Below are 24,081 nucleotides of genomic sequence, written 5' to 3' on the forward strand. Positions count from 1 at the left end.
AGCGAATCACATCCGCAGCACGGGCGGGATCACATCCGAGTCAGCGACCAAGGCGCTTGGTATGACGACTGAAATCCACGCTGCAGCCGTGTTGCATGACGGCGGCCGTGTCAGACAGCCCGGACGAATTGTCATTCCTGCCGTTTGGGACATCATTTCAGCGTCTGTCCTGCGGGCGGTCTGGCCACATAGGACCGGCGCTGTTGAACTTCAGCACCCAGTCCCAGACGATCTGCAGCGTCACGCCACCGATCCTGGCCGCCTCGGTCCGGGTCGCACCATCGTAAACCGCAGCTAGCCAAAGCAGTCGCCGGGCCTGAGCCGCATCCTTCGTCCGACGCGCTGCCACGCTTAGGCGAACCACGTCGAAGTCACCCCGAAGCGGAATGGTCATGGCGAGCCTCCACCGTTCGCCATCTTGGATCACAATCCAGTCCTGTGAGGGAATCCCCTACGAGAGTCAGGGCTTCAGAGACCTGGTGTTAGAGGTGTCCACCAGATTGAACCTCGCCGCTCAGGGTTGCTGGCCAGGTCCCGTCCTGTACTAGCGTCTCGAGCACCTGGCGCAGGAGATCTCCGACGGCCCGGACCGCCTGTGTCCCTGGCCTGTCCGACGGGCGGCAGAGATAGATGGAACGGGTGATGGCGGGATCCTCGATGCGCCATGCGCCGATTCGGCCAGCCTCCCACGCTTCCTGGATCGACGTGAAGGAGAGAATTGACCAGCCAAGCCCTGCACTGGCAGCGGCGGGCAGCTGAGCCAGGGCGTCCACCTCGGCCACGACGTGGAGCTTCATCCCGCTCCGACGCGCACGCTGGTCGATCAGCTCTCTCAGCCCGTGCGGCACGCCGGGCAGGATCATCGGCAGGTGCATCATCACCTTGAAGGTGACGTGACCGATCTCCCCGTTTCCCGGGACCAGCGGCGCCACCGGCGAGTCCACTGGCCCTATGAGGAAGAGCTGCTCTTCCAGCAGGTGATCCAGGACAAGGCCGCTCCCGACATCGGCACGGAACACCATTCCCAGGTCGAGCCTGCCCTCACGGATCCAGTCCGGAATGTAGCCGGTCATGCTCTCGATGATGCGGAGCTTCACCTGCGGCAGTTCCGCCAGCACGCGGCTCAGCAGAGGGACCGTCAGCATGGCCGCCACGGACTGCGGGAGGCCGATCGTGACCTCTCCCGTGGGTTCCGCCGCCTCGCCGCGAAGATCGTCCCGGGCCGCCGCCGCTCGCGCAAGGAGATCGCGGGCGTGAGCGAGGAGCTTCAGCCCTGCGGGCGTCGGTGCCACGCCGCGTGGAAGGCGCTGGACCAGCTGGCAGCCGAGTTCCTCCTCCAGCTTCCGCAGTTGCAGGCTCAGTGCGGGCTGGGCGATCCGCAACCGCTCAGCTGCCGCGGAGAAGGAACCTTCCTCCACCACTGCGAGGAAGACCCGCAGGACCCGGAGATCCATGATCACCTATAACGGAGACATCTATCACCTAGATAAACCATGTCTTTGTGTTCTGGGAGGCTTTGCCGGAGGTTCCCCGACGCTCCCGCTCGGGAGCACAGCGCCACGGCAATGACCGGACGGCGCTCGCAGAGGAACCGACCAATGATTACCCGCCGTCTGACGCTCGCCCTCGGCCCAGCGCTCCTTGCTGCTCCGGCAGTCCATGCTCAGCCTGCTTGGCCGTCCAAGCCCGTGCGGGTCATCGTACCCTTCGCACCGGGTGGCCCGACCGACCTGATTGGACGTCTGGTCGCCGAGCGCCTGGGGCAGGAGATCGGCGGTACCGCAATCGTCGAAAACCGGCCGGGCGCGAACGGTAATATCGGCTCGGCCGTGGCGGCAGGCGAGGCTGACGGCCACACCGTACTCTTCAGCACCGGCACGATGTACACCCTGAACCCGACGCTCTACGGCACGTCGCAGGTTGACCTCTCTCGCGACTGCGTCGGCTTGGCCACTGTCGCCGCCCTGCCGAACGTGTTGGTGGTCAACTCCAAGAAGATCGACGTCACCTCGGTACAGCAGCTCATCGAACGGGGCCGTAAGAACCCGGGTGCGCTGACCTACGCGACCTTCGGCATTGGCAGCTCGCCCCATGTTACCGCCACCCTGCTGCAGAAGCTCGGCGGCTTCGAAGCGGTCAACGTGCCATACAACGGCAGCGCCCCGGCGCTGAACGCCGTGCTGGCAGGAGACGTGGACTTCCTCTTCGACAACGTTACCACCTCAACCCCGCAGATCCAGGCCGGATCCGTTCGCGCGCTCGGCGTCACCTCCGCATTCCGGACGAGCGGACTGCCCGACGTTCCAACGCTGCAGGAAGCGGGACTGGCCGACTTCGAGTTCTCCGGTTGGTTCGCAGCCTTCGCGTCCAGAAAAACCCCCACCGAGATCCTGCCGAGGCTGCGTGCTGCCGTGGCAGCTGCCGCCCGCGCGCCCGAGTATGCCGCGAGGCTGCGCGCGAGGGGAGCAGAGCCGTTCGTGACCGCCGATGCAGACCTTGAGGGCTTCCTGGCCCGGGAGAAGGATCGCTGGGTCAAGCTCGCTGAGGAAGCCGGAATACGGCGCGAGTAGCGCCGCCCTGCGAGCTGGTTACCACGTCCGCACCACCAGGCGGTCCAGGCCGCATGCGCCAACACTCTCCATCAGGGATGACACGGCTTTGCTCACCAGACGCTCCATCGTGGCGACCGGGACCGGGATCGGCCTGGGCGCAGCCTTCTCCCCGGCGCGGGCACAGTCCGGCGCGGTACGGATGATCGTTCCCTACGCAGCGGGCGGGCCGACCGACATTCAGGCGAGGATCCTCGCCGAGACAATGGCGGAACCGCTGCGCCAGCGCGTCGTGGTGGAGAACAGGACCGGCGCCGGGGTGGTGGTCGGGACCGAGGCAGTGGCGAAGTCTGCGCCCGATGGCCAGACCATCCTGCTGACCACCGTCGCCCACGCGATCAACCCCACTCTCTTTCCCAACCTTCCGTTCGATACCGAGAAGGACTTCGCTCCCGTTGCCCTGATCGCGAAGGTTCCCTTGGTCCTGCTCGTGCGAAAGGACCTTCCGGTCCGTGACGTCAGCGAGTTCGTCGAGTGGGTGCGGTCCCGCAAGGGGCAGGCCACCTACGGATCCGCCGGTGTCGGCAGTGCGCCGCATCTCGGGGCAGCGTTGCTTCTCATGATGGCGAAGCTGGACGCCGTGCACATCCCCTACCGAGGTTCAGGCCCCGCGATGAGCGATCTGGCGGCGGGTCGCCTCGACTTCTACGTCGACGCAGCGACCAGCGCCCTGGCGCAGGCCAAGGCCGGGACTGGACGTGCCCTGGGCTGGTCTATGCTGACGCGGAGCCCGGCCGCCCCGGACCTGCCGACCTTCGACGAGAGCGGCGTCCGCGGCTACGAGGCATACACCTGGTCTGGCGTCTTCGTCCCGGCGGCGACACCGCGGCAGATCGTCCTTCGGATCAACACGGCTGCCCGCGAGGCCATGGCGTCACCGGCTCTCCAGGCGCGCTTCGCTGAACTGGGTGCCGAGCTGGCGGAGCCTGGCCCGCCGGAAGACCTAGCGCGTTTCGCGTCGGCCGAGATCGAGAAGTGGCGCAATGTCGTTCGTCAGACCGGGATGAGCGTGCAGTGACCGGATCAGAGACGCCATTCGACCACCGCTCCCACCGCATGATGCCGGAGCAGCGCTGGTTCGAGGACTTCCGCATTGGCGAGCGCTTCCCCCTCCCCAGTCGGACGATGACGGACGCCATCTTCCTCGCTTTCCAAGCGGCCAGTGGCGACAATCACCCGGTGCACTACAACCGGGAGTACTGCCGGGCGCATGGCATGCCGGACATGCTCGCCCATGGGTACCAAGTGGCCATTCAGACGGCTGCCGGGGCGGGCATCTTCCCCCACTTGGTCGAGGAGTCTCTGAAGGCCTTCCTCGAGCAGTCCAGCCGCTTCCTGCACCCTGTCTTCGCCGGGGACACGCTGTACCCCGCCTTGGAAGTCGACGAACTGTCGCCGAACCGCACGACCGGCGTCGTCGGCCTGCGCAGCACCGTCCACAACGGCGGTGGCGTGATGGTCTTGGAAGGGCGCCACCGCTATCTCCTGCGGCGCCGCCCGGTGACCCCGTGAGCGGCTTCGCGCCACTCCGCCTTGCAGCGCAATCCCCATGCCCCATCCCTCCCGGAGCGCCGTCATGAAGCCCCTGCGAGACGTCAGGATCCTCGACCTCAGCAAGGTGTTCGCGGGACCGCTCTGCGGGCAGTACTTGGGCGACCTCGGCGCCGATGTCATTAAGGTGGAACCCGTGAAGGGCGGCGACGACACCCGCGCCTGGGCGCCGCAGAAGGAAGGCCAATCCGCCACCTTCATGGCGTTGAACCGGAATAAACGCAGCCTCGCGTTGGATCTGAAATCCGAAGCAGGCCGGGCGATCGTCCACAGGTTGGCCGCCGAGGTAGACGTGGTCATCCAAGGCTTTGGCGGCGGCACCGCCCGCAAGCTCGGCGTGGAAAGCGACACCTTGCGCGCTCTGAACCCCCGGCTGATCTACTGCGAAATCTCCGGCTTCGGACGCAGTGGCCCACTGGGCGAGCAGCCCGGCTACGACGTGATGCTGCAGGCCTTTAGCGGCATGATCAGCACCATGGGCCAGCCCGGCGGTTCATTCGCACGGGCCAGCTTTTCGCCGGTGGATCTGGGGACTGGCATGTTCGCCCTCAGCGGCATCCTCGCCGCCCTGCTGGAGCGCGAACGGACGGGCCACGGTGCCTATGTGGAGCTCTCGCTCCTCGACACCGCCATGGGGCTGATGACTTACCTGGCGCAGAACTACTGGCTGACGGGCAAGCCGCCCCAGCGCATGGGGACCGCACACCCTTCACTCGCTCCTTATCAGGCCTTTGACGCCGTGGACGGCAGCTTAATGATCGGGGCTGGGAATGATGCACAGTGGCGTCGCCTCACCGCCCTGCTTGGCCTGGAAGGCTTGGCCGAGGACCCTCGCTTCGCCACGAACAACGCCCGGGTGGCAAACTTTGCCGAGACAGTCCGTCTGGTGCAGGATCGCATCGCCGAGCAGCCTTTGGCCCACTGGCTGGAGGCCCTGAGTGCCGCGGGCGTGCCCTGCGCCGCCATCCAAACCCTCGACCAGGCCCTCGCCCATCCCCAGCTTGCCAGCCGCGGGCTGGTGCTTGAGACCGACCATCCCGTGCTCGGGCCCATGCCACAGGTGGGCTTCCCCGTGGCCTTCGACGGCGCCCCGCGCGAGGGGCAACGGCCCCCGCCGCTCCACGGCCAGCATACCGCAGAGATCCTGCTGGGCCTTGGATACGACGCACCGGCCATTGCCGCCCTAGCGGCCCAAGGCGCCATTCACATGCCCCAGGAGGAGGTGTCCACATGACTGAGGAGGTCACCTACAAGGCGGCGGACGGCATCGCCGAGATCACCCTCGCACGCGGTCCGGTCAACGCGCTGAGCGTGGACTTTTTGGAAGCCATCCTGGACGGCTTCCGCCGTGCTGCCGCCGACGACGCCGTGCGCGCCGTGATTTTGCGTAGCACCCTGCCACATCGCTTCTCTGCCGGGCTGGATCTCGACATCCTGGTTGGCAAGAGCAGCCTGGAGGTACGCCGTTTCCTGGAGCGCCTCTATGTCGGCCTAGCCGACGTGCAGTACGGGATGGGCAAGCCAACCATCGCGGCGGTAAACGGCGCCGCTCGCGGCGGCGGAATGACGCTTGCCATCTCCTGCGACGTGATCATCGCCGCCGAGGGAGCCAGCTTCGGCTACCCGGAGATCGAGCTGGGCCTGATTCCCGCCATCCACTTTGCCCACCTGCCACGCATCGTTGGCCGCCACCGCGCCTTCGACCTGTTGTTCACGGGGCGGCGCTTCGAGGCGGCCGAGGCTGCGGCCATTGGGTTGGTCAGCCGGGTCGTGCCCGACGACATGCTGGATGAAGCGGCTCGGACCCTGGCTGCCAACTTCGCTAGCAAGCCGCCGGTCGCAATGCGCCTGGGCCGGGCCGCCTTCATGCGCGCCAACGACCTCGACTATCGCCGCAGCGTCGCCAACGCGGTGGAGGACTTCTGCAATCTCGCCACCACCGTGGAGGCTCAGGAGGGGCTGACCGCATTCCTCCAGAAGAGGGAGCCTTCCTGGCGGCGCTGACGGCACCCGGTCTCGGCCTCGCCACGTAGTTGCCTCAAGATATTCCTCCTCCGGATCGGGCGGCGGGGAGCTGGCGGCGCACGCGCTACTGAACCTCGTTACTGCCAAGATCGCTCTTCAGGAACTAGAGCACTTCACGCTTGCACAGACCCGCTTCGGCGACAGTTAGGCCGCTGCTAGGTGGCTAGTGACCAATAGTGGGCGGTAGCGTTATAAAGACCTGAGGTTCTGGAGGCGGGCGATGAGCGGGGATCCTGTCGGCTCCTTCGACAATTGGCTACGCGAGGGCCTTCAGAAGATGTTCGATGACCTGCATTCCAGGCCCTCCTCCGATCCGCCACCAGAGCCTGCGCCCGTCCCTGATAATCCCAAAGGAAAAGGCCCGCTCAATGGAGCAGGCGGTGTAGCAGTGTTGCCGGACGTGGCCAGAGAGGATGGAGACGCGAGCAATGAACGAATTTCCAAGCGACCCCACTAGTGTTTGGCTACGCGAGCAAATCGAAAATTTGAATGATATAGCGCTCGGCAGACGTCCTCATTACCTGCCACTGGAGCCCGTGCCGATTCCTGGTGTTCCGAGAGGAAAAGGTCCGCTCGATGGAGCGGAAGACGTTGCGGCGGTGCCGAGAGGAAGAGGTCCGCTGAGTGGAGCTGGGGGCGTAGCCGTAATGCCCGATACGGCTGAGGAAGATGGAGAATCGAGTTAGGCGGGCTGGAACTGTCTCGCCGATCCTAGATGTGCGTCCGTGTAAAGTGAAAAAGCTTTAAGCCGCCGGGATGGTCCCTGAATCGCGAGCGGGCGCAAACTGCGGTGGACCGTTGCTATTCCAGTACTGACTACGCCAGGGGACGCTGGGCCGCCGCTAAGAAGCGCACCCCTGTGTTCACCGGCTGCTGAGGTGAAACGCCGCACCCTCCCAAACCGAGAGGGCAGTAATCCAAGCGCCTCGTCATCCATGCCGTGCCCAAGGTAAGTGAGGCTGTACCTCAAGCGTGCTGGCGGCGCAGTTCAGTGGCGCCGCCGGGTGCAGCCTCGTCGGAGGCAGCCGCGGCCTCACCCATGATCGCGCGGATCTCGCGTAGCAGGGCAGCCCCCTTGACGGTGCGCTGAACGAGGATCGAGCGACGGTCCTTGGGATCGACTTGGCGGTGTGTGAAGTCGTGCACGCCCAGACGGTCCAACGCGCGGGTGATGGCAGGCTTGGACACGTTCAGCTCCTTGGCCAACCCACGCACCGTGTGCGGACCCTCGCCAAGGTAAACCGTCAAGAATACGCCGAACTGCCGAGCCGAAAGGTCAGGTCCATCGCGCCTGACGAGTGCCACAACAGTCGACATGAGAATCTCGACGAACGGTTCGGGGGTGCCTTGCACAGCCATGGGATCTGCCTTTTGCGGATATCCTGCGGTGTCGAGTGACTGCTACCGGAGGTGGAGTTCAGAACGGATCCCGCAACATAAGACAAAAGAAACGAATAACAATAGCTCACATTTCTCTGCAATATTCGTCTCATTATGCGCAAAATGGACGTGTATCTGATGCCGCTGAGGCGTGACGCTATGAGCCTACAAGGGGCTCGCGCGGCACTCCAGTGAGATCCCCACCATGTCAGCGGTACTCCACCTCATTGCTCTCCCTGGCGACGATGTACAGGGCATCACACGCGCCGAACGAGGGCAGGCTGCTTCCTGGGCTGCGCGGCAGTCCGTGGCTTGCGGTGGGTCATGGTGGGTAGAGACGCATTTGGGTGAGGAGGGCGATGTGTGGCTGGGGGTGGTCACCCCATCAAGCCTCGGTCGTATGCCTCAAGACCGCACACTGACTTGGCTTCAATCACGCCGGGCTGAGGGTATTGTGTTGTTCAGCATGCCCTCAGGTAAGACCGCCAGAGTCGTGAGAACGATAGCTGAGGCGCTAACGACGATTGCGCGGGCGGAAAAGTGGTGTGGTTCCAGCCCGACCATCATTCAGTCTAACCCCTAGGCTGCCGGTCCTTTTGGCGCCCGGAAAAGTACATGGAACCCCTTCCACATGCTGGCGTATTAAGCAGGCGCAACGACGTCCACTTCATCTTATGTTTGGCGACATGCCCGACCCACAACGGCGGGTGAGCTTTTACTGATTGTCTCTAATCGAGGGCTGAAGGCGCAAGATAGCCGAGTTCTGGCGTACCTTCATCATGCTCCGAGAGACCATTCTCCTCCTGTGCATGCCACAGGGCCGCATAGCGCCCACCAGCAGCAAGCAACAATTCATGACGACCCCGCTCGGCAATACGGCCATCTTCCATCACCGCGATCTCATCAGCGTTGCGCACGGTCGACAGCCTGTGCGCGATAACGAGGGTGGTCACGCCTCTGGCGGCGTCATCCAAACTGGACTGGATGGCTCGCTCAGTACGGGTGTCCAGCGAGGACGTGGCCTCATCCAGGAGTAGTAGTCGTGGGCGCTTCAGGACAGCACGCGCGATGGCCACCCGCTGTTTCTCCCCACCGGACAAACGAAGGCCACGCTCGCCGACTACGGTGTCCCATCCCTCGGGTAGTGCGTCCACCACAGTTTCCAGCCCGGCAACGCGCGCTGCCTCAAGCATCTCCGCCTCAGATGCCTCAGGCAGAGCGAAGATGAGGTTGGCGCGGAGTGTATCGTGGAGCAGGACAGTGTCTTGGGGCACCACCGCTACTGCCGAGCGAAGTGCGGTGAGGGAAAGATCAGAAATGGGCACTCCGTCGAGCCGTAGAGCACCGCCGTCTGGCCGGTACAGGCCGCATATCAACCGAGCCAAAGTAGACTTGCCCGACCCTGATCGTCCCACCACTGCCAGTGTCTGCCCTGCTGGGATTTCCAGGTTGATGCCGTGCAGCACTGGGCGCTGGGGATCGTAGCCAAACCTCAAATCTTGAATTGCGAGTGCCAACGGCCCCCTGCCAGGGAGGGTCTGCGTGCCGGGTGACAGCGTCGCTTCTCCAGGTTCAGCCATCAGTGCTCGCAGTCGCGCCGTTAAATCGAGGCCCTGGACCACCTCCCGTGCCATCTGACCCAGGCGCTCCACTGGTCCAACAACCTGAAGCACGTACGCGTTTACCAGCACGAAGCCACCTGCCGACATACGGCCTGCTGCGACTTCGCGGGCTGCCAGTAGGAGCGTGGTACCGAGGGCAAGGGTGAAGATTGCCGAGAGCAGAAGACCGTTGGTTGCTACGATCCGGTTGTAGAGATCCCAGGCGGCTCCGCCGCGTGCAAAAGCTCTCCCGATACTCTCCTCAACGAGGGCCTCTCGGGTGAACAGCTTGACGGTCTCCTGATTAGCCAAGCCATCGGAGGCCACACCTTGAGCCTCGGCGTCGGCCTTGGCGGCTGTTCGATAGGAAGCGCGCTGCCCGAGGATACCTCTGTGAAAAACAACGCCGTAGATTAGCACGAATGTCAGCAGCACGCTGAGCATGGATGCTGGGACGTCCGCGGTGAGGAGTACGGCACACACTGTGCCTATTTCAACAACGAAAGGTAGCGCGGTGAAGACAGCCGCATCCAACATGCGTCGCCAACCGCGCACTCCGTCAGTCACGGTGCGGGCAAGTTCCCCAGCACGGCGGTCAAGGTGCACAGCATGTGGCAAAGCGAGGGTGTGAGCATAGGCCTGCCGGTAGAGATCTCGCTCGAATGCCCGTGCCACGGCGCCGTAGGCAAGAGACACCCCCTGCCGCAACGCACGCGATAGCCCCGCCATAGCAGCGTAGGTAACTACTGCTAGAACAGCGATGGACAGACTGCCTGCAGTTAAATGGTCGACTGCGGTGGTCAACGCCAGCGGCGCTAAACCCTGAATTCCGGCGCCCAGTGCAACGAGACCGGAGACAAGAAGCAGACGTTGACGTCGCGCCCTGGATAGGGGTTGCCACAACCCTTTGCGGAACTCACCAAGTATTCTGTGTAGGCTGTGGAGCCTCTGGCGGTAAGTCGCCGACATGAAATGCATGGCAAGGAACATAGGCTGCCTCTGCGCATCTTCGAGGCCATGCGGCATTAACGATCTCGTAGTTCCACACCAGGGGTGATCGAGAATAACGCCTGAAAATTAAAGTTGGACTTACCTCGCGAAAGTTCATTATCTGTTCTGGTCATGCACAACGCCTCAACCTCGCCAGCCGCAGTGATCTCCACCTGTTCTGTGGCACCGGGTGCAGCTGGTTGCGTCCGGACTTGGGGCACTGAATTCCGAATAGGCGGGGCCGCAGCAGGTTAACGCTGCCTATCCGCTCTGCGGATCGTCCCCAACCTACCTTCGGAACTTGCACATGATCCTGGTTCATCTTGGGCTCGATCGCGCGCACCCAATCCTTCTCGCTGAGGCCGACCGCCTTGAACACTTAGCACGAGACCTTCGCGCCATCGCCGGGGGGATCGGCCCTACTCCAGAAGACCTCGATGTGGCGCCGGTCGTCGACTACTGGCAATGGAGTGCACGGAGCATGAAGACGGTCATCGGAATTTTGCAGGGGCACCCTCGTCTCGCGGATGGACCTGTTCATACAACTGAGGTGTGGGCCGTCGACCTTGAGCGCCGCTGGGCTCGGACGCTGTCCCGCTTCTACGTCCTCGGTGATCAGCACCGGGAAGATAATCATGCCGATTGATCGCAGGCAGCTTCACGACTTCAAGCAGGACAACGGCGATCCGCTCGCCGCCGAGGTCACCCCTGACTTGCCCGGAGATCAAGGTAACGACAAAGGCACTGAGCCGGACAAGAGGCAGGCTCAGTCCAAGGTTCTGGCAAGCCTGGCCAGGAAGCGCCGAGGTAATGGGCAGCGACGGGTGAGCAGGCTCCCAGTCCCATGGGACGACAACGTATCGCCGGACATGGATCCTTTCCGTCGCGCTGCTAGCCTCACCCCCTCCACAGTCGTCGGGCTGCTGCTCGTACGAGCCGCCTTAACGGCAACGCCAGGGTTCCTGGCTCGTGCAATGGAACCTGGCTCCGTGTCCGTCATCCAAACGCCAAACAAGGAGTTGAGCTATAGTATCGTTGAGGCCTGGAGCTTGATCGTCGACGCCGTCATGGCGCCAGAGACCTCCCTCCAGGGTGACGCACTCACCAAGGCATCTCAACGTCGTCTCGCGCGCGCCCGATTCCAGGCCGAGGGTGACTACTACAACACCTCGGAAGTCAAACAGGTTGTGGCGCTGGAGAGGGCAGTCCGAGCGACCGATCGATCGCAAGTCCCTCGGGACGGTATCAGTATGCATAAGGTTGTTCACGCCCTCTCTCACGAGCCTGACGCCCTCCTGCCGCAGGATGTCATCCTCGCGGAAGACCAACGGCTCGTCCTCGAGCTGCCGAATGCCAAGGTCATCGGATTGGTCGCAAGTGCCCTCTCCTCAGATGATGGTTGGCCGTCGGCGCGGCTGCCGCAGATGCCCCCACGTACTGCCGCGGCGGTCAGTACCCTGACGTCCACCCTGATCGACCTGGCAAGGCGACCAGGTCAGACGCCGGAGGCCTATCTAGAACGCCTTGGTGAGCTGTTGGCAAAACGTGATGCCATCGCTGCAAGACGAGAGGAGCCCACTGGCATCACCCTGGACGATCTACCAGGTCTTGGCGCCGCTGGGGTGTGGGGACGACAGACAGCTGCAGATCTCCGGGCTTTCGGGCAAGGTGAGCTTCCATGGTCGGAGCTCGATCGCGGCGTCGTTCTGGAAGGACCGCCCGGGACGGGTAAGAGTTCATTCGCTCGTGCATTGGCTAACTCAGCACGTGCCGAGTTTGTCTCTGCGTCACTGGCACAGTGGCAGGGCGACAAGGATGGGCATCTCGGCTCGCTTTGCGCAGCAATGCGGAAGTCTTTTGAGGAGGCGCGCCGCAAGGCTCCGTGCGTTTTGCTCATCGATGAAGTCGATTCATTCCCTACACGTGCTTCAGTCCAGCACGCATACCGCGACTATGTCGTGCAGGTCGTCAACGCTCTCCTCGAACAACTCGATGGTGCGATCGACCGAACCGGCGTTCTAGTTGTCGCGACTTGTAACGATGCCTCTCGGTTGGATCCGGCTCTGATCCGCTCCGGACGCCTCGAACAATTCATCAGGCTAGAGAAGCCGAACGAAGAAGGGTTGGTAGAAATCGCACGGGTTCACCTCGCCGGAGCTTTGCGAGACGCAGACCTCAGTCCTGTGACAAGGGCTGCCTATCGCCGTGGTGCTGTCGGTGCCGATATCGAACGCTGGTGCCGTGGCGCACGTAGGCTGGCACGCACAGCTGGACGCCCCATGTTGCTGGAGGACCTCATCGCGGAGGTTGGTGAGGCGCCTCCTACCCACGGCACTGATGCCGTTTGGCGTATGGCGATTCACGAGGCCGGGCATGTGCTGGCCTGCTCGGTAATGAATGCGTCGTCCATCCTGGAGGTGGTGGTTGACCCCCTGGTTGGGGGCAGGTCGGCCACCACACTTGATGCATTCGACCTGTACCGCGAAAACCCCAATCCTACACGAGGTCAAGTCCAAGCTCAGTTGAGGGCTGCACTCGCAGGCCGGGCAGCTGAAGAGGTCATCTTGGGTGAGCCTTCTGGCGGCGCGGGTGGGTCGCCTGCATCGGACTTGGCTAAGGCGACCCGCATCGCGGTCCTCCAAGTCTGTTCGTCCGGTCTGGACGAACATCCCGAGGGTCTCCTCTATCTCGGGGGTGCTGATGATTACCAGCGCTTGGAGAACCTGCTCTCCAAGCCGGAAGTCCGCCACCGCGTGGCGGTCGTCCTGCGTGATGCCTACGAGGGCGCCATTGCTTTGGTCAGACGACATCGGCCAGGGGTGGAGCACGTGGCTGCGGCGCTGGTTAATCGTGGGTCGTTGTCCGGAGGGGAGGTTCTGGATCTCCTCGGCAACATCGAGCAGAGGGAGGACGCCTAATGCTCGAACAAGCCGACTACGGGGGAACGGAACCACTAGACGAAGGGGAGCGGATTGGCCGGTACGTCACCATCCGGGATGCAGACGGCGTCCTTCATGCTGTTGCTCCCTCCTCCATCGCCGCCGTCTGTGAAACGCCCGATGGAACTCTTCTCCTGCTGCCTGGTGGCCGGATGGTTCAAGTCTGCCAATCCCTTCGCAAGGTGCTCCGGTGGCTGGAGGTGGGTGGATCCTTGGGTCGCGGTGATACCCAATCCTTGAGGTGAAGTAGCCATTGGAGGGAGTCATTCCTCCCCCCCCGCCGCCCCGCACTACCCATCATGCAATCGCAAGATTTGGGGGCTGCCTACTTTGAGGAGGTGAGATGATCCTCTGGGTACGGCAGCGTGCCTTGCCGGTGGTCTGGTTTGAGACTCTGGCTTGGCGCCTGGCGGATTAGAACGCCTCACACAGTGGCGGTCAGGTGGCGTAGGCTGACATCGGACCTTGGCTGATGAGAACGAGCGGAATCAGAGAGATAAAAATACACGAAAAAAATGACTCGACTCGTGAAGATAATTTTCTTCAGCCTACTCCGCGTGGTGGAAATCAGCGGAGGAAGTTGGAGATGGTGCTCACTGGTGGGGTGGTTCGGAGGTCTTCTGACCTTCTTGCCGCGGGGGTTCGCCCGAAGACGATTGCGGACGCTCTCAAGGCGGGCGTGATCGCAAGGACGGCGCACGGCGCATACCATCTGGCGCATGAGGCTCCCGATCCCTGGCTGGCAGGCCTCGCGTCGGCCTGCGCTCGAATGCCACGGGCAGTGGTCTGCCTCACGACCGCCGCCCATTTTGAAGTCCTGGTGGATGAGCCACCAGCCGTTACATGGCTCGCTCTTCCCCTGCAGGTACACGACGCCAAGGCAGGGGATACCCCGCATCGTACGCTACGGTGGTCCTATGAAGGGGCGTTTGACGTCGGGGTTGTCGATGATGAGGTCTGCGGGGTGCCAATCCGGCGGACCGGACCTGCGCGGACGGTCGTCGATCTAGTCCGGTACGCCAGGCACATCGGTGGGGACGACATCGGGATAGAAGCCGGGCGGCGCTTTACTTCGGCTGGTGGCGATCCGGATGAGATCCTGGCCACGGCCAAGGCGCTCCGGACCCCGTCGGCCGCGATGCATACCCTGGAAGTTCTCGTGCGTACTCTCAGAGGGCCTGCGCCATGATCTGGAGCATGCCTAACCTGGGAGTGGAGGATACCCGTCGCCACATGGCGGTGGGCCACATCCTTAGCCAGATCTCCATGTCCTCCCATCGAGATCGCTTTGCTGTTCGGGGTAGCTGGTCCTTCGCGGTATGGCTTGGAGACCTTCCTCGCCGAACGCGTGCGCTGGATATGGTGGATCTCGGAGGCGACGGAGATCCAGTCGCTACCTTCCGCGAGGCAACATCAGGGAGGAATGGGTCAGTCCTGGGTTGGGAAAGAATGACAATCACCCGGCATGGCAGCGGCCAGGGGGACATCGTCAGCCTGCTCACGACCGCACTGGTTCTCAGCAAGGCAACCCCATTTCGGATCATGCTTGCTCTCGATCCTCGGGGCAGTAGTCACGTTGAGCGCATACGATTTAGTCGGGAGAAGCCCGACGGCCCATTACCACTCGTTAGCTGCATGTCACGCGAATGGCTGATCGCGGAGAAGGTAGCCCTGCTCGTCACGTATGGCATCTCCCACAGCCGACCACGAGATCTCTACGATATCTGGGTTCTCACACACCTCTACGCCTTCAGGGCAATCAACCTCGTCGAAGCGTTTCGCACCTGTTTCGCCGGTCGCGAGGCCGAGATCCTGATCACCAGGGATGACGAGGATTGGGCGTCCGGCATCAAGGTCCATGCACTGACCCCGGAGCGCCGGGATGCATGGGCGTCCATGGCGGCCGATAGCTGGATACCAACACCTCTGCCGTCACTAGGGGCTGTGTTAGTCGTCCTAGAGGAATTCTTGTTGCCGCTCCTTCGGTACCTGCGAGGTGAGGCGAAGGTCCCATACCTTTGGAGACCGGGTGTGGGATGGGTCCTCCAGGCACCTCTACGATCCCATACCCCGTCCAGGCGCAGTCAACTTCAGCCCAGTGCGGCGGATTCAAACGCCGATGGCGATCGACGGCTTTGTTGACACCCTTCCTGTCCCAGGATAGCAGACGACCACCATGCGCAACCCTGTCGACGATTTTGTCGCCTTGAACGCCCCGGATACCCGGGGCGAGAGCCTGCGCGCGCTCATCGTCTCCACCATACGCCGCGCCTGACGCTGGGCCGCCTTGTGCGGTCAGCCAGTCAGGCTTGGCGTTGGTGTTGTGAGACGCTCTCCATGTCACTGATCGTCTGATACTTGCCTAGTGCGCGGTCGTCCGCGCGCTCTCGGCCGTACAGCTCGGATCCGTCGGCTCGGATTTCTCCACACCACTCTGTTTCCCTTGCTCAGCACAGGTGGACCGTCTTCTGGCGGTTGGAGGAATCATGCGCCCTGCAGCGCAAACATATCGGTATGCCCTTGAGGACCCCGCGTGGTGGGGCGGCCGTACGCTGGGTCAGATGCGGGGAGGGCGCACCTGATGCGTATCTCCCGGAAGATCCCCCGCGAGATGATGCCGCGCGACGGAAGCGCAGGTCCTACGCGTCGTATCGAGACGCGGCATCCCCTGCGGGTCATCCGTCTTTATCCGAGTGTCCTGATTGGCTGCCTCGTTCCCTGCGAGTCTGCGGGCGAGATGCTCCATTGGATGACGCTGGATGCCGATGCATCGGTGATCGCCGCGCGTGCTCAGCCAGACCAAATCCGCTGGAACGACTGCGGCACAGAGCGTCGTCACGTCCCGGATGCAGAGGTCAGGTTCGACGATGGCAGTGTCGTCCTGCGCGAGGTCAAAGCGTATGGCGATCTATCGCCACGGTCGAAGGCAGAGGTCGACTGGCGCACTGCGGTGCTGCAGTCCGATCTCCCCGTGCGTGGCATCGGCTACGAGTTGGTCGATAGCACCTGCACCTCCTTTCGTCGGAGCGTTGTGGCGGCGAAGGACATCCTAGCGGTTCGACACCGATCTGTCCCACCTGGGCTGCCCGTTCTCGTGCGGGAGGCGGTCCTTCTTCATGGTGCTGTCACCGTCGGGGACCTCCAAGCCATGCTCCCCATGGCTAGCCGCGCTGACCTGCTGACCCTGGCCCTTCATCGGCACCTTGTCATTGACCTGGGTGCCGGACCGATCTCGCAGCAGACATCCATCCGTCTTCCCCACGCTAATGCCAAGGAGCTTTTCCGATGACCCCTTCTCTCAAGCTGCGCAGCGGCGACCACCTCGTTCGTGAGGGCGTCCGCCACAAAGTTCTTTCTCGTTCAAAGGATGGGCAGATTAATCTGCTCCGCGTCTCCGATGAGACGCTTTCCTCCGTTCCGGAGCGCACCCTTCTTCAAGAGTACGGTGTAGGCCTTCTCCAGATTGATCGTCGACAGGAAGTTCTGTCAGAACGCGCATTGCAGATCCTAGAGACGGATACAGGAGATCTTGTCGAGGCGGCACGCGCAAAAGCGGAGTTCCGCCTGCCGTTCGTGAGGGAGATGCTCCGCGACCGGCGCCGTCGGTGGTCAAACAAAGCCTTGCAAGAGCTCATCGACAAGGTGCGTCAACAGGAGAACTTGCCCAAGGCCCCAAGCTCCCGATCCCTACGCCGGTGGGCGGAGCGGGCTATCGCCCTCGGCTTTGAGGAGCTCGGGGATGTTCGCATCCTCGTGCCGCGTAACCACGCTTGTGGTGGAACTCAACCCAAGTTCGCCGCGCAAGTGCTGACGATCATGGACTCGGTCATTCAAGACCTTGTCATGCTTCCCGAGCCGGTGAGCGGAGCCGAGGCCTACCTTGAGTTCAAGGGAAGGCTCAATAGGAAGCAGCAGGAACTCAGCGCAACGCTCCTGAGCGCCGCGCCAACCCTCCTTGAGCCCAGCAAGCGAACCTTCTACCGCAAGCTGAAGGCAATCTCGCAGGAGACGCTGGCGATCGCGAGGGAAGGACGCCTTGAAGCTGACAAGAAGCATTCTCTTGTCGGTCTCGGCCCCCAGGGTGACCACCTTCTCCATGAGGTGGAAGTTGACCATACGCTTGCCGACATCATTGTCGTCTGTCCACACACTGGTGTTCCAATCGGTCGGCCGACGATCACCATTGCGGTGGATCGGTGGAGCCGCATGATTGTCGGTATTCACATTGGTCTTGAAGCCGCGGGATGGCGGGCGGTGATGCTGTGCCTCCGGAACGGCATCCTGCCAAAGGAGCACTTGCTCGAGGTGGATCCGGGAGACCTGCGGGCAAAGGGTCATTGGCCTGCGATGGGGCTTATGAAGACCCTTGTCCTCGACAATGGTCCCGAGTTCCATTGCGCTGCGTTGCGCAATGCTGCGCTCGAGTTTGGCATTACTCTGCAGTTCTGCCCTGCCGGTCAGCCCCGATACAAGGGCAAGACGGAGCGACTGTTCCGACGGATGAACGTCGAGGTGTTCCACACCCTGGCGGGCACGACATTCTCGAACCCGGCCCAGAGAGGGAGCTACGATTCCAAGGCGAATGCCTTTCTCACGGTCGACCAACTCCGGGCAATCGTTCACCGATGGGTGACGGATGTCTACTGCAACACGCCGCACAGCTTTACAAAGCAGGCGCCGAACGAGCGGTGGGAAGAAGGGCTTCGCCTCATCGGAGGTGTGACCCTTCCTTCCTCGGCGGCTGATGTGATGCTTGCGCTCGCTCAGGTGGAGTATCGTCGGCTTACCCGGAAGGGCATTGAGCTGTACGGGCTGCACTACTGCGAGCCGCGCAGTGTCCATCTTCGTGAGCTGCTGAACCATCCCGATGCTCCGAAGGCGGTGAAGGTGCGGATTGACCCCGATAACCTCGGCACCGTTCACGTGGAGGACTATCGAGAGCCGGGGCTCTACGTTCCGGTGGCATGTACAGACCGGGGCTATGCGGAGGGGATGACCATCGCGGAGCACCACATGGTGGCCGCACGGGCCCGCGCCCAGCTCAAGGCTCGTCAGGTCGCTACTATGGGCATGCTCATCGAGGCGAAGGCGAGCCTTCGCGCCGACATCGGTCGCGTGCGGAATGCGGGGAAGCTCACGGCCACGCGGTTGAACACGATCTTCCCAGATGCGACGGGGAAGGTGACGGACGTCGGCGAAGACGGGAAGGCGATCCCTCAAACCGGCTTGCCGGTGTCCGTGGCAGCACGTCGTCCCACAGCGCGCCCGGTGCCGCAGGTTGTTCAAGCCCCACGCCGTGGGGAGTTCGGGGTCTCCTTCTAAGGAGACTCCGAGCACCAATTCGTCCCAACCATTGTTAGTGGAGAAATCCTATGACCTACGTACCTATCGTGCCGCAGTCCCCGTTCCACCGGCTGGGGGAGAATGTCGTCCAGCGAACGAAGACGATGCTGACAGAGTTCCAGAGCACGTATCTTCGGCATCCACAGATCATCGACATCGAGACTGATCTCGAGTCCATCCTGGCGTTCGGTCCGCCCGAGGAGGGCGTCGAGCGCCCGGCCCGGACGTACCTCCTTGTTGGGGAGGCCGGAGCCGGGAAGTCGACCATCCTCAAGCGCTTCCGGAACCGGCACGCGGTCGTGAGCGACGACCTCCATGATCGGATGGAGGTCGTCTATGCTGAGGTCCCGGCATGGCCACCCGGCCAGGCACCATGCGGGCGATCTTGGCTGCTCTGCAGGTCCAAGGTGTCAGCAGCCGTGCGACGGAGGCGGATCTGACCCGTATCCTTGTCCATCACCTGAGGGAGATGGGGGTCCGTCTCCTGATCCTTGATGAAGCGCAGCACCTGACGGACAGCGAAACAGGGCGCTTTGCCTATGTCACCGCGGATTGGTTCAAATCCCTCGCCAACTCTGGCATCGCCCTAGTTATTGCGGGCACGCCCGAAGCCGCCCTTGCCTATTCGCTCAACGAGCAGCTTGAGCGGCGATCCATGGGAAGTCAGAAGCTCAGCAGCTTTGAGTGGGATGGTGGTGACGAAGGGAGCCACTGGATCACCCTCCTGCGGGGCCTGCTGACCAAGGTACCGCTTGACGATGCATCGTACCTGCTCTGCGGCGACGTGCCTCATCGTCTTCACCTCGCGACCGGGGGGTATCTCGGTCGTCTGGTGGACTTCCTCTCTCTCGTCATCATGGAGGCGGGGAAGCGGGGGGCATATGTGGTCGATCGGGAACTCCTCATGGCTGTCGAGGAGCGGAGGCGTAACTTCCAGAACCCGGACTGGCTCAACGTCTTCGCGCTTGTAAGCCTTGAGGGCTACGAGCCGCCGAGCCGGGACACCACCCGTAAGACACGGATCCGGAAGGGTAAGCGCCGTCCCCGGCAGCAGGACATCGAGCATCCTGAAGCCGCGTGAGATGGTGCTGCGTCTAAGGCTCGGGCATCCGGCATCTGGGGAGAGCCTCCTCGGGTTTGCTGCACGCCTTGGTGGCAGGAATGGATGGACGTCGCTCCAGCCATTCCTCAATCATCTCGATCTCAGGTTCACAACGCCCTCCCTGCTACCCTTTGCGCGGCGTGCTTCGGAGTTACTTGCCGAGGCGGGAGGTCTCCCTCAGGCGGCCTTGGTGGGACTGGATTACTCGGTGGACGACCGACACGGAGTACACTTCCGGTCTCATGTCCTCTCCCGCTGGATGATCGTAACCGGGGTTCGCCGCGTCTGCCCTGAATGCCTGATCGACAACCCCATCCACCGTTCTGTTTGGGACATATCGCCGGTTCCAGTGTGCCCAAGGCATTGCAGGCTTCTGGTGTCCACTTGTCCCAGTTGCGGCTGTGACCTGGATTGGACCACGACCTCCCTGGTGAACTGCATCTGCGGTCAGGACCTCCGTCGTGTTCTAGCCAAGTCCGTTGGCGCCAGTGTGGCCGCCGCCCACCAGGCCTGTATCTCCCTGCTCGAGGGAGAAAGGACAACTAGTGAGCTTGGATTTCCGGCTGAACTCCCGACCACCGACCTGCTCCATTCGATGCTTCAGCTCGGGGAGTTCGACATGGAGCTCGTCGGTGCTCCCCAGCCAACACACATGATACGCGAGGCGGGTATCGTGGCTGATCTACTCGGGGCGGGGTACCGGTGCCTTGTTCCGTGGCCGTATGCGTTCCGGGATCTCCTCTGCCGCCTGGCCGAGCGCAGCCTCTGGCGCCCCGGTCGCTTTGGCATGCGCAAGGCGTTCGGACAGGCAACCGTGTGGTTCTCTCGTCTGGAGCAAACGAGCCGGATCGGGAGCCTCGTCGGTGCTGAAGTCGAGAGGTACCTAGGCAATCAGGTTGTTGTGGAGCCGACGAGGATAAGAATTGGACATCTGGCGCAGGACGCACGGGTAATCACGCTCACTGACGCCGCACATCGTCTGGGCTGTACGCGGTCGAAGTTAAAGGAGGTGCTCCTCCGTGCTGAAGTTGCGCTGGATACCTCCGGTCCTGGACGGCCTGCTCTAGTCCGACTGGAAGATGTTCTGGCCGTCCAGGCTAAACAGGTGGATCTCCTTGGAGAGAGGGAGGCCGCACAGGAGCTTGGTATTGGTCGCGTGTCAGTGCAGGCCGCTCTGAGAGCACTTGGGGTCGAACCGGACACCGGCCCGGCTTCCGTTCTTCGTCCGGGCTTGGCTTGGTCGAAGAAGGCCCTGCACCGAGCGATACAGGATCGTCTGCCGACCTCGCCTTCCATTCCATCCATGGCATCCATGCGGTTCGGGGCTGCCCTCGGACGTCTGGTTCGCGCGGGTTACTCTAGGGAAAGGGCATGCGAATACCTGCTCCGAGACGGCGTGAGCCCAGTGGGCAAGGATTGCCAGGGCAGGGGGGTGGGAGGGTTCCTGTTTGCAGAGGAGGATCTCGATCGCCTCTGCCCGACAGGTAGGGGGTACTCGATCACTGAGGCTGGACGTCGCATCGGTGCAAACAGCGAACTCGTCCATCTCCTGGTCAACAGGGGATTGCTGGCGGCTGACGCTACTCCGCAGGGACGGCATGTCCGGGAGACTGCTATCCAGGCCTTTCGGCAAACCTATGTGCTCCCCGGACAACTCAACTTGGAGGTTGGTCGCCATCGGGGATGGGCGGCGTCCCAACTGGTAAGCCTCGGGTGCCGACCCGTACTCGGGCCCGGGAATGGGTCCCGCCAAATCGTTTTCTTGGCATCGGAGGTCAAAGCCGTCCGCCACAAGATTAGGTAGCCGAGTCCTTGTGCAAGCTGCAGCAAGGTAGCAGCCTCCTTCTGCGTGATTCCTTTCAACAAACTTAGACCTCTGCCGCTTCGCTGTGACCCAGAGCCGGGCGAGAGCCTGAATGGCTTCATTCTTCGTCTTACGGAACGCAACGCTCGAGGGCACCCGCAGGAGATCCTGGGCAAGGAGGTGGCACGCCTGATCTTCCCCAGCCAGGGTACCGATCGGGCGTCGGTTGAAGTCCTGTCAGTCGTATCGGGACGATCGGTCGAGCAGTTACGACCTCTCTGCGCAGAGAGGATCGCGGAGACCCCTGAGAGCAGGTTGAACCTCTTACGCTACGGAGGTCAGACGCTTGGCCACATGGACCTCCATGGTCAGCAACGGGTGGTTTGCCCCGCCTGCTTGGCTGAGAAGCCAGTCCATCTTGCGCGCTGGGATTTGTTGGCTCTTGGCGATTGCTCGCTTCACGGCGGGGAATTGTTATCTCAGTGCCCAGCCTGCGAAGTGCAGCTTCAGTGGGGTCAAAGCGGCACAGTACGGTGCGGATGTGGTGTCGATCTGTGCAGGGCAGGGACCTCCCGGTCTCGAGAAGATCGTCTCGCCCTGGCTGCCTACCTAGAGGCCAGAATGGCTGGTGTCGTAGTAGCTGAGCCGCCCCTGCTGGACGGTCTGGAACTCCATCGCGTGATCCAGCTGGTCATCTTGCTGGGTGCGTTGCGCCTGGGCCTGCGGCCCTGGGGGGCTGGATACCACGTGCGTGACCCCCGGCGGCACGATGTCCTCTCCGTTGGGTTTGCGTTGGCAGCTTCCCGGGCTGGCGACGTCGTGGGCCTCCTGGAGGGACTGTATGCTTTCTTCGAGGCGGAGCCGACCATGGCAGGATATACGCTCTCGCAGTACGCCTGGATGGAAGACGGCTTGAATGAGGACGTCAGGCAACTGGGGATGGTCCTGCGAGAAATCTGCCTTGAGGCCGAGAGTACGCGTCCTTCACCATCAAGGCGCCCGAAGGGGGTGCAGTGACCCTCCCAAATTTTCGTAGGCGGCGGCGTTCCGGTGATCGAAGAAATCGGCCTCTTCAGTATGGTGACAAAGTTGACGGCACAGACGCCTGTCCGGGACAATGTTGGTGGCACGTAGGGACAGGTCGTCTGTCGCGCGTGTGCGAGAAAACAAGGACTTAGCGTGATTCCAGGGACAAGGTCTCTGACACCTCATAGTTTTTGTATCTCTCGCCGTGGTTGTCTGGACAAACTACCAGTTATCCAGACAACCTCTCAGCTAACCCTCTGTACTCTCTGACTTCCTTCTTTCTTCTTGCTTGAAATCCTGTTGCGCATTTTTGGTGTCTGTGGCGGGTCAGGGGCAGGAATGACGATGTCCTGGCTCCTACAGCCTCCACCCGGCCGCCTGTACCTCGGGTTGGACGCCATGCCCGAGAACCAAGCGTCCGCCCCTACAGGCAGCTGAGTTCATGTGCAGCATGGACCGGTGGCACTCCGCAGGGGCGGCACAGCTGCCTTCCCTGGTCATGATGTCACCTATGGCCAGAATGGCGGGCCGGGGCGCTACGGGCGGGGTTGGTAGCCTTCTCGCAGGATTGCTGGGCCGATGATGGCTTAGCGGAGGCGACGGCGCATTTCGGCCGAGAAGCCCTGGGCAACGAACAGGAAGAGAAGCGCTCTGGCTCTCGACGGCAGCGATTGGGGTCGCCTTGCCAACTGCTTGCGCATGGCGGCCGCCAGTCCTTCGGCGTCGTGGAGCATGGCTCGAATTTGAGCGTGGCTCAGCGCGCCTTGTTTGGGTGGAGACGTCACAGTTTGCATGAGGCTTCCTCCTGCCCAACCCTGGACGATCTCTTTTCGGATCGTTCTGGCTTCTACTGTGTAGATCCAGTTCAGTTCGCTGTCGAATAAAAGCCGCCAGGTGTCAGATCACGAGATCTCCAGATCGCCTACCTTCTCCGCGCAGGTGTCTCCCCCTGGCGCTCGACGTCATCCCCAACGAGAACTCGGACGCCCTGGTTGTCATAGGGGTTCATGGCCAAGAGCTTGCGGTAGCAGACCCCGGCTACCCTCTCGTCGCCCATCTCCCTGCCTAGGTCACCAAGTGCCTTGATGACCCGCATAAACGGGCGGGTGGCCGTCACGCCCCACCAGGCGAAGTCACCCTGGGCGCGGGCACGGGCGAAGCTCAATCCGAACGGCGTCTCGTAGCATGACCTCCATTTGAACGTTCGTGGGTGCCGCCTCCGCAACGAGCATGCGGCCAAGGACGGTGTAAGGGTTCGTCGTCAGGAGGTGACGGCCGAACCGCAGCTTGGCCACTAGGTTATGGCGGGCGGCTGCCATCGCTTGGCGTTCGTCATGGAAGAACTGGCGAAGGGGGGGGCCGTTCGCTGTGGTCGCATCAGGCGTGAGGGGCGGGTCGAGGGGCAGCATGGGGGCAGACCGCATGTTGAGTGCCCGAACAGGGTGAGGCCAACCGCTTCAAGGAAGACGCCGTGGGATCCAGCGGCGCCCTGTCAAGGCTTCACGACGGCGGCTCCGTTGCCAGCGGCCACTGGGAGCGTCCTGGACAACGGGAAGCAGGAGGTCCCATGCGCTTGCCGTATCACTAAACACCATGGTGTTGTCCTATGGCCGATGGATCTGCCGGACGGAGACGGTTGTGTCCGCAAATGGGTAGCGTCCGCGGAGGTGGTGGAAAATCCGGCACGGTCCGGTGTGTAGGGCTTGGGTGG

18 protein-coding genes and 2 pseudogenes are annotated in these 24,081 nt (G+C 62.6%); 16 read left to right on the plus strand and 4 right to left on the minus strand.

The annotated features are described in order from the left end of the window. Nucleotides 1-157: 157 nt before the first annotated feature. Both ACFFIC_RS14695 and ACFFIC_RS14700 read right to left on the minus strand, forming a co-directional pair. A complete protein-coding gene (locus tag ACFFIC_RS14695) occupies nucleotides 158-394 on the minus strand; it encodes a hypothetical protein (RefSeq protein WP_377051592.1) in 237 nt (78 codons plus the stop codon). 88 nt (nucleotides 395-482) lie between these two features. Beyond that, nucleotides 483-1,454, minus strand: a complete 972-nt coding sequence (locus ACFFIC_RS14700; RefSeq protein ID WP_377051594.1) for a LysR family transcriptional regulator — start codon at nucleotides 1,452-1,454, stop codon at nucleotides 483-485. Nucleotides 1,455-1,598: 144 nt separating this feature from the next. Here ACFFIC_RS14700 and ACFFIC_RS14705 point away from each other — a divergent pair, with 144 nt between their 5' ends. From ACFFIC_RS14705 to ACFFIC_RS14725, 5 genes are all read left to right on the plus strand, one after another. After that, nucleotides 1,599-2,570: a Bug family tripartite tricarboxylate transporter substrate binding protein gene (locus ACFFIC_RS14705; protein WP_377051596.1), complete on the plus strand. Its 972-nt coding sequence runs from the start codon at nucleotides 1,599-1,601 to the stop codon at nucleotides 2,568-2,570. An 88-nt stretch (nucleotides 2,571-2,658) separates the two neighbouring features. After that, a complete protein-coding gene (locus ACFFIC_RS14710; protein WP_377051598.1) occupies nucleotides 2,659-3,627 on the plus strand; it encodes a Bug family tripartite tricarboxylate transporter substrate binding protein in 969 nt (322 codons plus the stop codon). Then, the gene (locus tag ACFFIC_RS14715) at nucleotides 3,624-4,121 is read left to right on the plus strand and encodes a MaoC family dehydratase (RefSeq protein WP_377051600.1); all 498 of its coding nucleotides are present in this window, start codon (nucleotides 3,624-3,626) and stop codon (nucleotides 4,119-4,121) included. Before ACFFIC_RS14710 ends, ACFFIC_RS14715 begins: the two co-directional genes overlap by 4 nt. Before the next feature lie 64 nt (nucleotides 4,122-4,185). Continuing rightward, a complete protein-coding gene (locus ACFFIC_RS14720) occupies nucleotides 4,186-5,394 on the plus strand; it encodes a CaiB/BaiF CoA transferase family protein (RefSeq protein ID WP_377051602.1) in 1,209 nt (402 codons plus the stop codon). Continuing rightward, a complete protein-coding gene (locus ACFFIC_RS14725; protein ID WP_377051604.1) occupies nucleotides 5,391-6,164 on the plus strand; it encodes an enoyl-CoA hydratase/isomerase family protein in 774 nt (257 codons plus the stop codon). Before ACFFIC_RS14720 ends, ACFFIC_RS14725 begins: the two co-directional genes overlap by 4 nt. Nucleotides 6,165-7,151: 987 nt before the next feature. Here ACFFIC_RS14725 and ACFFIC_RS14730 read toward each other — a convergent pair. Both ACFFIC_RS14730 and ACFFIC_RS14735 read right to left on the minus strand, forming a co-directional pair. Next, entirely contained in the window at nucleotides 7,152-7,544 is a 393-nt protein-coding gene (locus tag ACFFIC_RS14730; protein ID WP_377051606.1) for a MarR family transcriptional regulator, read from the minus strand. Between the two features lie 749 nt (nucleotides 7,545-8,293). After that, nucleotides 8,294-10,156 (minus strand): ATP-binding cassette domain-containing protein, encoded by a 1,863-nt coding sequence (locus ACFFIC_RS14735; protein WP_377051608.1) that lies wholly within the window; start codon nucleotides 10,154-10,156, stop codon nucleotides 8,294-8,296. Nucleotides 10,157-10,463: 307 nt separating this feature from the next. Between ACFFIC_RS14735 and ACFFIC_RS14740 the strand changes: the two genes are divergently transcribed. The 11 genes and pseudogenes from ACFFIC_RS14740 to ACFFIC_RS14790 all read left to right on the plus strand — a co-directional run bounded on the left by ACFFIC_RS14740 (nucleotide 10,464) and on the right by ACFFIC_RS14790 (nucleotide 22,361). Continuing rightward, nucleotides 10,464-10,802 (plus strand): DUF6634 family protein, encoded by a 339-nt coding sequence (locus ACFFIC_RS14740; RefSeq protein WP_377051610.1) that lies wholly within the window; start codon nucleotides 10,464-10,466, stop codon nucleotides 10,800-10,802. Next, a complete protein-coding gene (locus tag ACFFIC_RS14745) occupies nucleotides 10,792-13,074 on the plus strand; it encodes an AAA family ATPase (protein WP_377051612.1) in 2,283 nt (760 codons plus the stop codon). Before ACFFIC_RS14740 ends, ACFFIC_RS14745 begins: the two co-directional genes overlap by 11 nt. Before the next feature lie 1,287 nt (nucleotides 13,075-14,361). Further along, the gene (locus ACFFIC_RS14750) at nucleotides 14,362-15,237 is read left to right on the plus strand and encodes a nucleotidyl transferase AbiEii/AbiGii toxin family protein (protein ID WP_377051622.1); all 876 of its coding nucleotides are present in this window, start codon (nucleotides 14,362-14,364) and stop codon (nucleotides 15,235-15,237) included. A gap of 439 nt (nucleotides 15,238-15,676) precedes the next feature. Further along, complete coding sequence (locus ACFFIC_RS14755; protein WP_377051614.1) at nucleotides 15,677-16,384, plus strand: hypothetical protein; 708 nt, start codon at nucleotides 15,677-15,679, stop codon at nucleotides 16,382-16,384. Then, entirely contained in the window at nucleotides 16,381-18,417 is a 2,037-nt protein-coding gene (locus ACFFIC_RS14760; RefSeq protein WP_377051616.1) for a Mu transposase C-terminal domain-containing protein, read from the plus strand. The genes ACFFIC_RS14755 and ACFFIC_RS14760 overlap by 4 nt, the downstream gene beginning before the upstream one ends. 50 nt (nucleotides 18,418-18,467) lie before the next feature. Continuing rightward, nucleotides 18,468-18,878 (plus strand): TniB family NTP-binding protein, encoded by a 411-nt coding sequence (locus ACFFIC_RS14765; RefSeq protein ID WP_377051618.1) that lies wholly within the window; start codon nucleotides 18,468-18,470, stop codon nucleotides 18,876-18,878. Then, complete coding sequence (locus ACFFIC_RS14770) at nucleotides 18,812-19,519, plus strand: TniB family NTP-binding protein (protein ID WP_377051620.1); 708 nt, start codon at nucleotides 18,812-18,814, stop codon at nucleotides 19,517-19,519. Before ACFFIC_RS14765 ends, ACFFIC_RS14770 begins: the two co-directional genes overlap by 67 nt. A 1-nt stretch (nucleotide 19,520) precedes the next feature. Continuing rightward, nucleotides 19,521-19,901: pseudogene (locus ACFFIC_RS14775) on the plus strand (TniQ family protein); the annotation flags it as partial. Between the two features lie 69 nt (nucleotides 19,902-19,970). Next, on the plus strand, nucleotides 19,971-21,344 hold the full coding sequence (locus ACFFIC_RS14780) for a hypothetical protein (RefSeq protein WP_377051624.1): 1,374 nt from the start codon (nucleotides 19,971-19,973) through the stop codon (nucleotides 21,342-21,344). A gap of 45 nt (nucleotides 21,345-21,389) precedes the next feature. Next, nucleotides 21,390-21,806 (plus strand): annotated as a pseudogene (locus ACFFIC_RS14785) (TniQ family protein); the annotation flags it as partial. Between the two features lie 216 nt (nucleotides 21,807-22,022). Next, nucleotides 22,023-22,361 (plus strand): hypothetical protein, encoded by a 339-nt coding sequence (locus ACFFIC_RS14790; protein WP_377051626.1) that lies wholly within the window; start codon nucleotides 22,023-22,025, stop codon nucleotides 22,359-22,361. Nucleotides 22,362-24,081 lie beyond the last annotated feature (1,720 nt).

Source organism: Muricoccus vinaceus (assembly GCF_042433125.1).
Lineage (GTDB): Bacteria > Pseudomonadota > Alphaproteobacteria > Acetobacterales > Acetobacteraceae > Roseomonas > Roseomonas vinacea.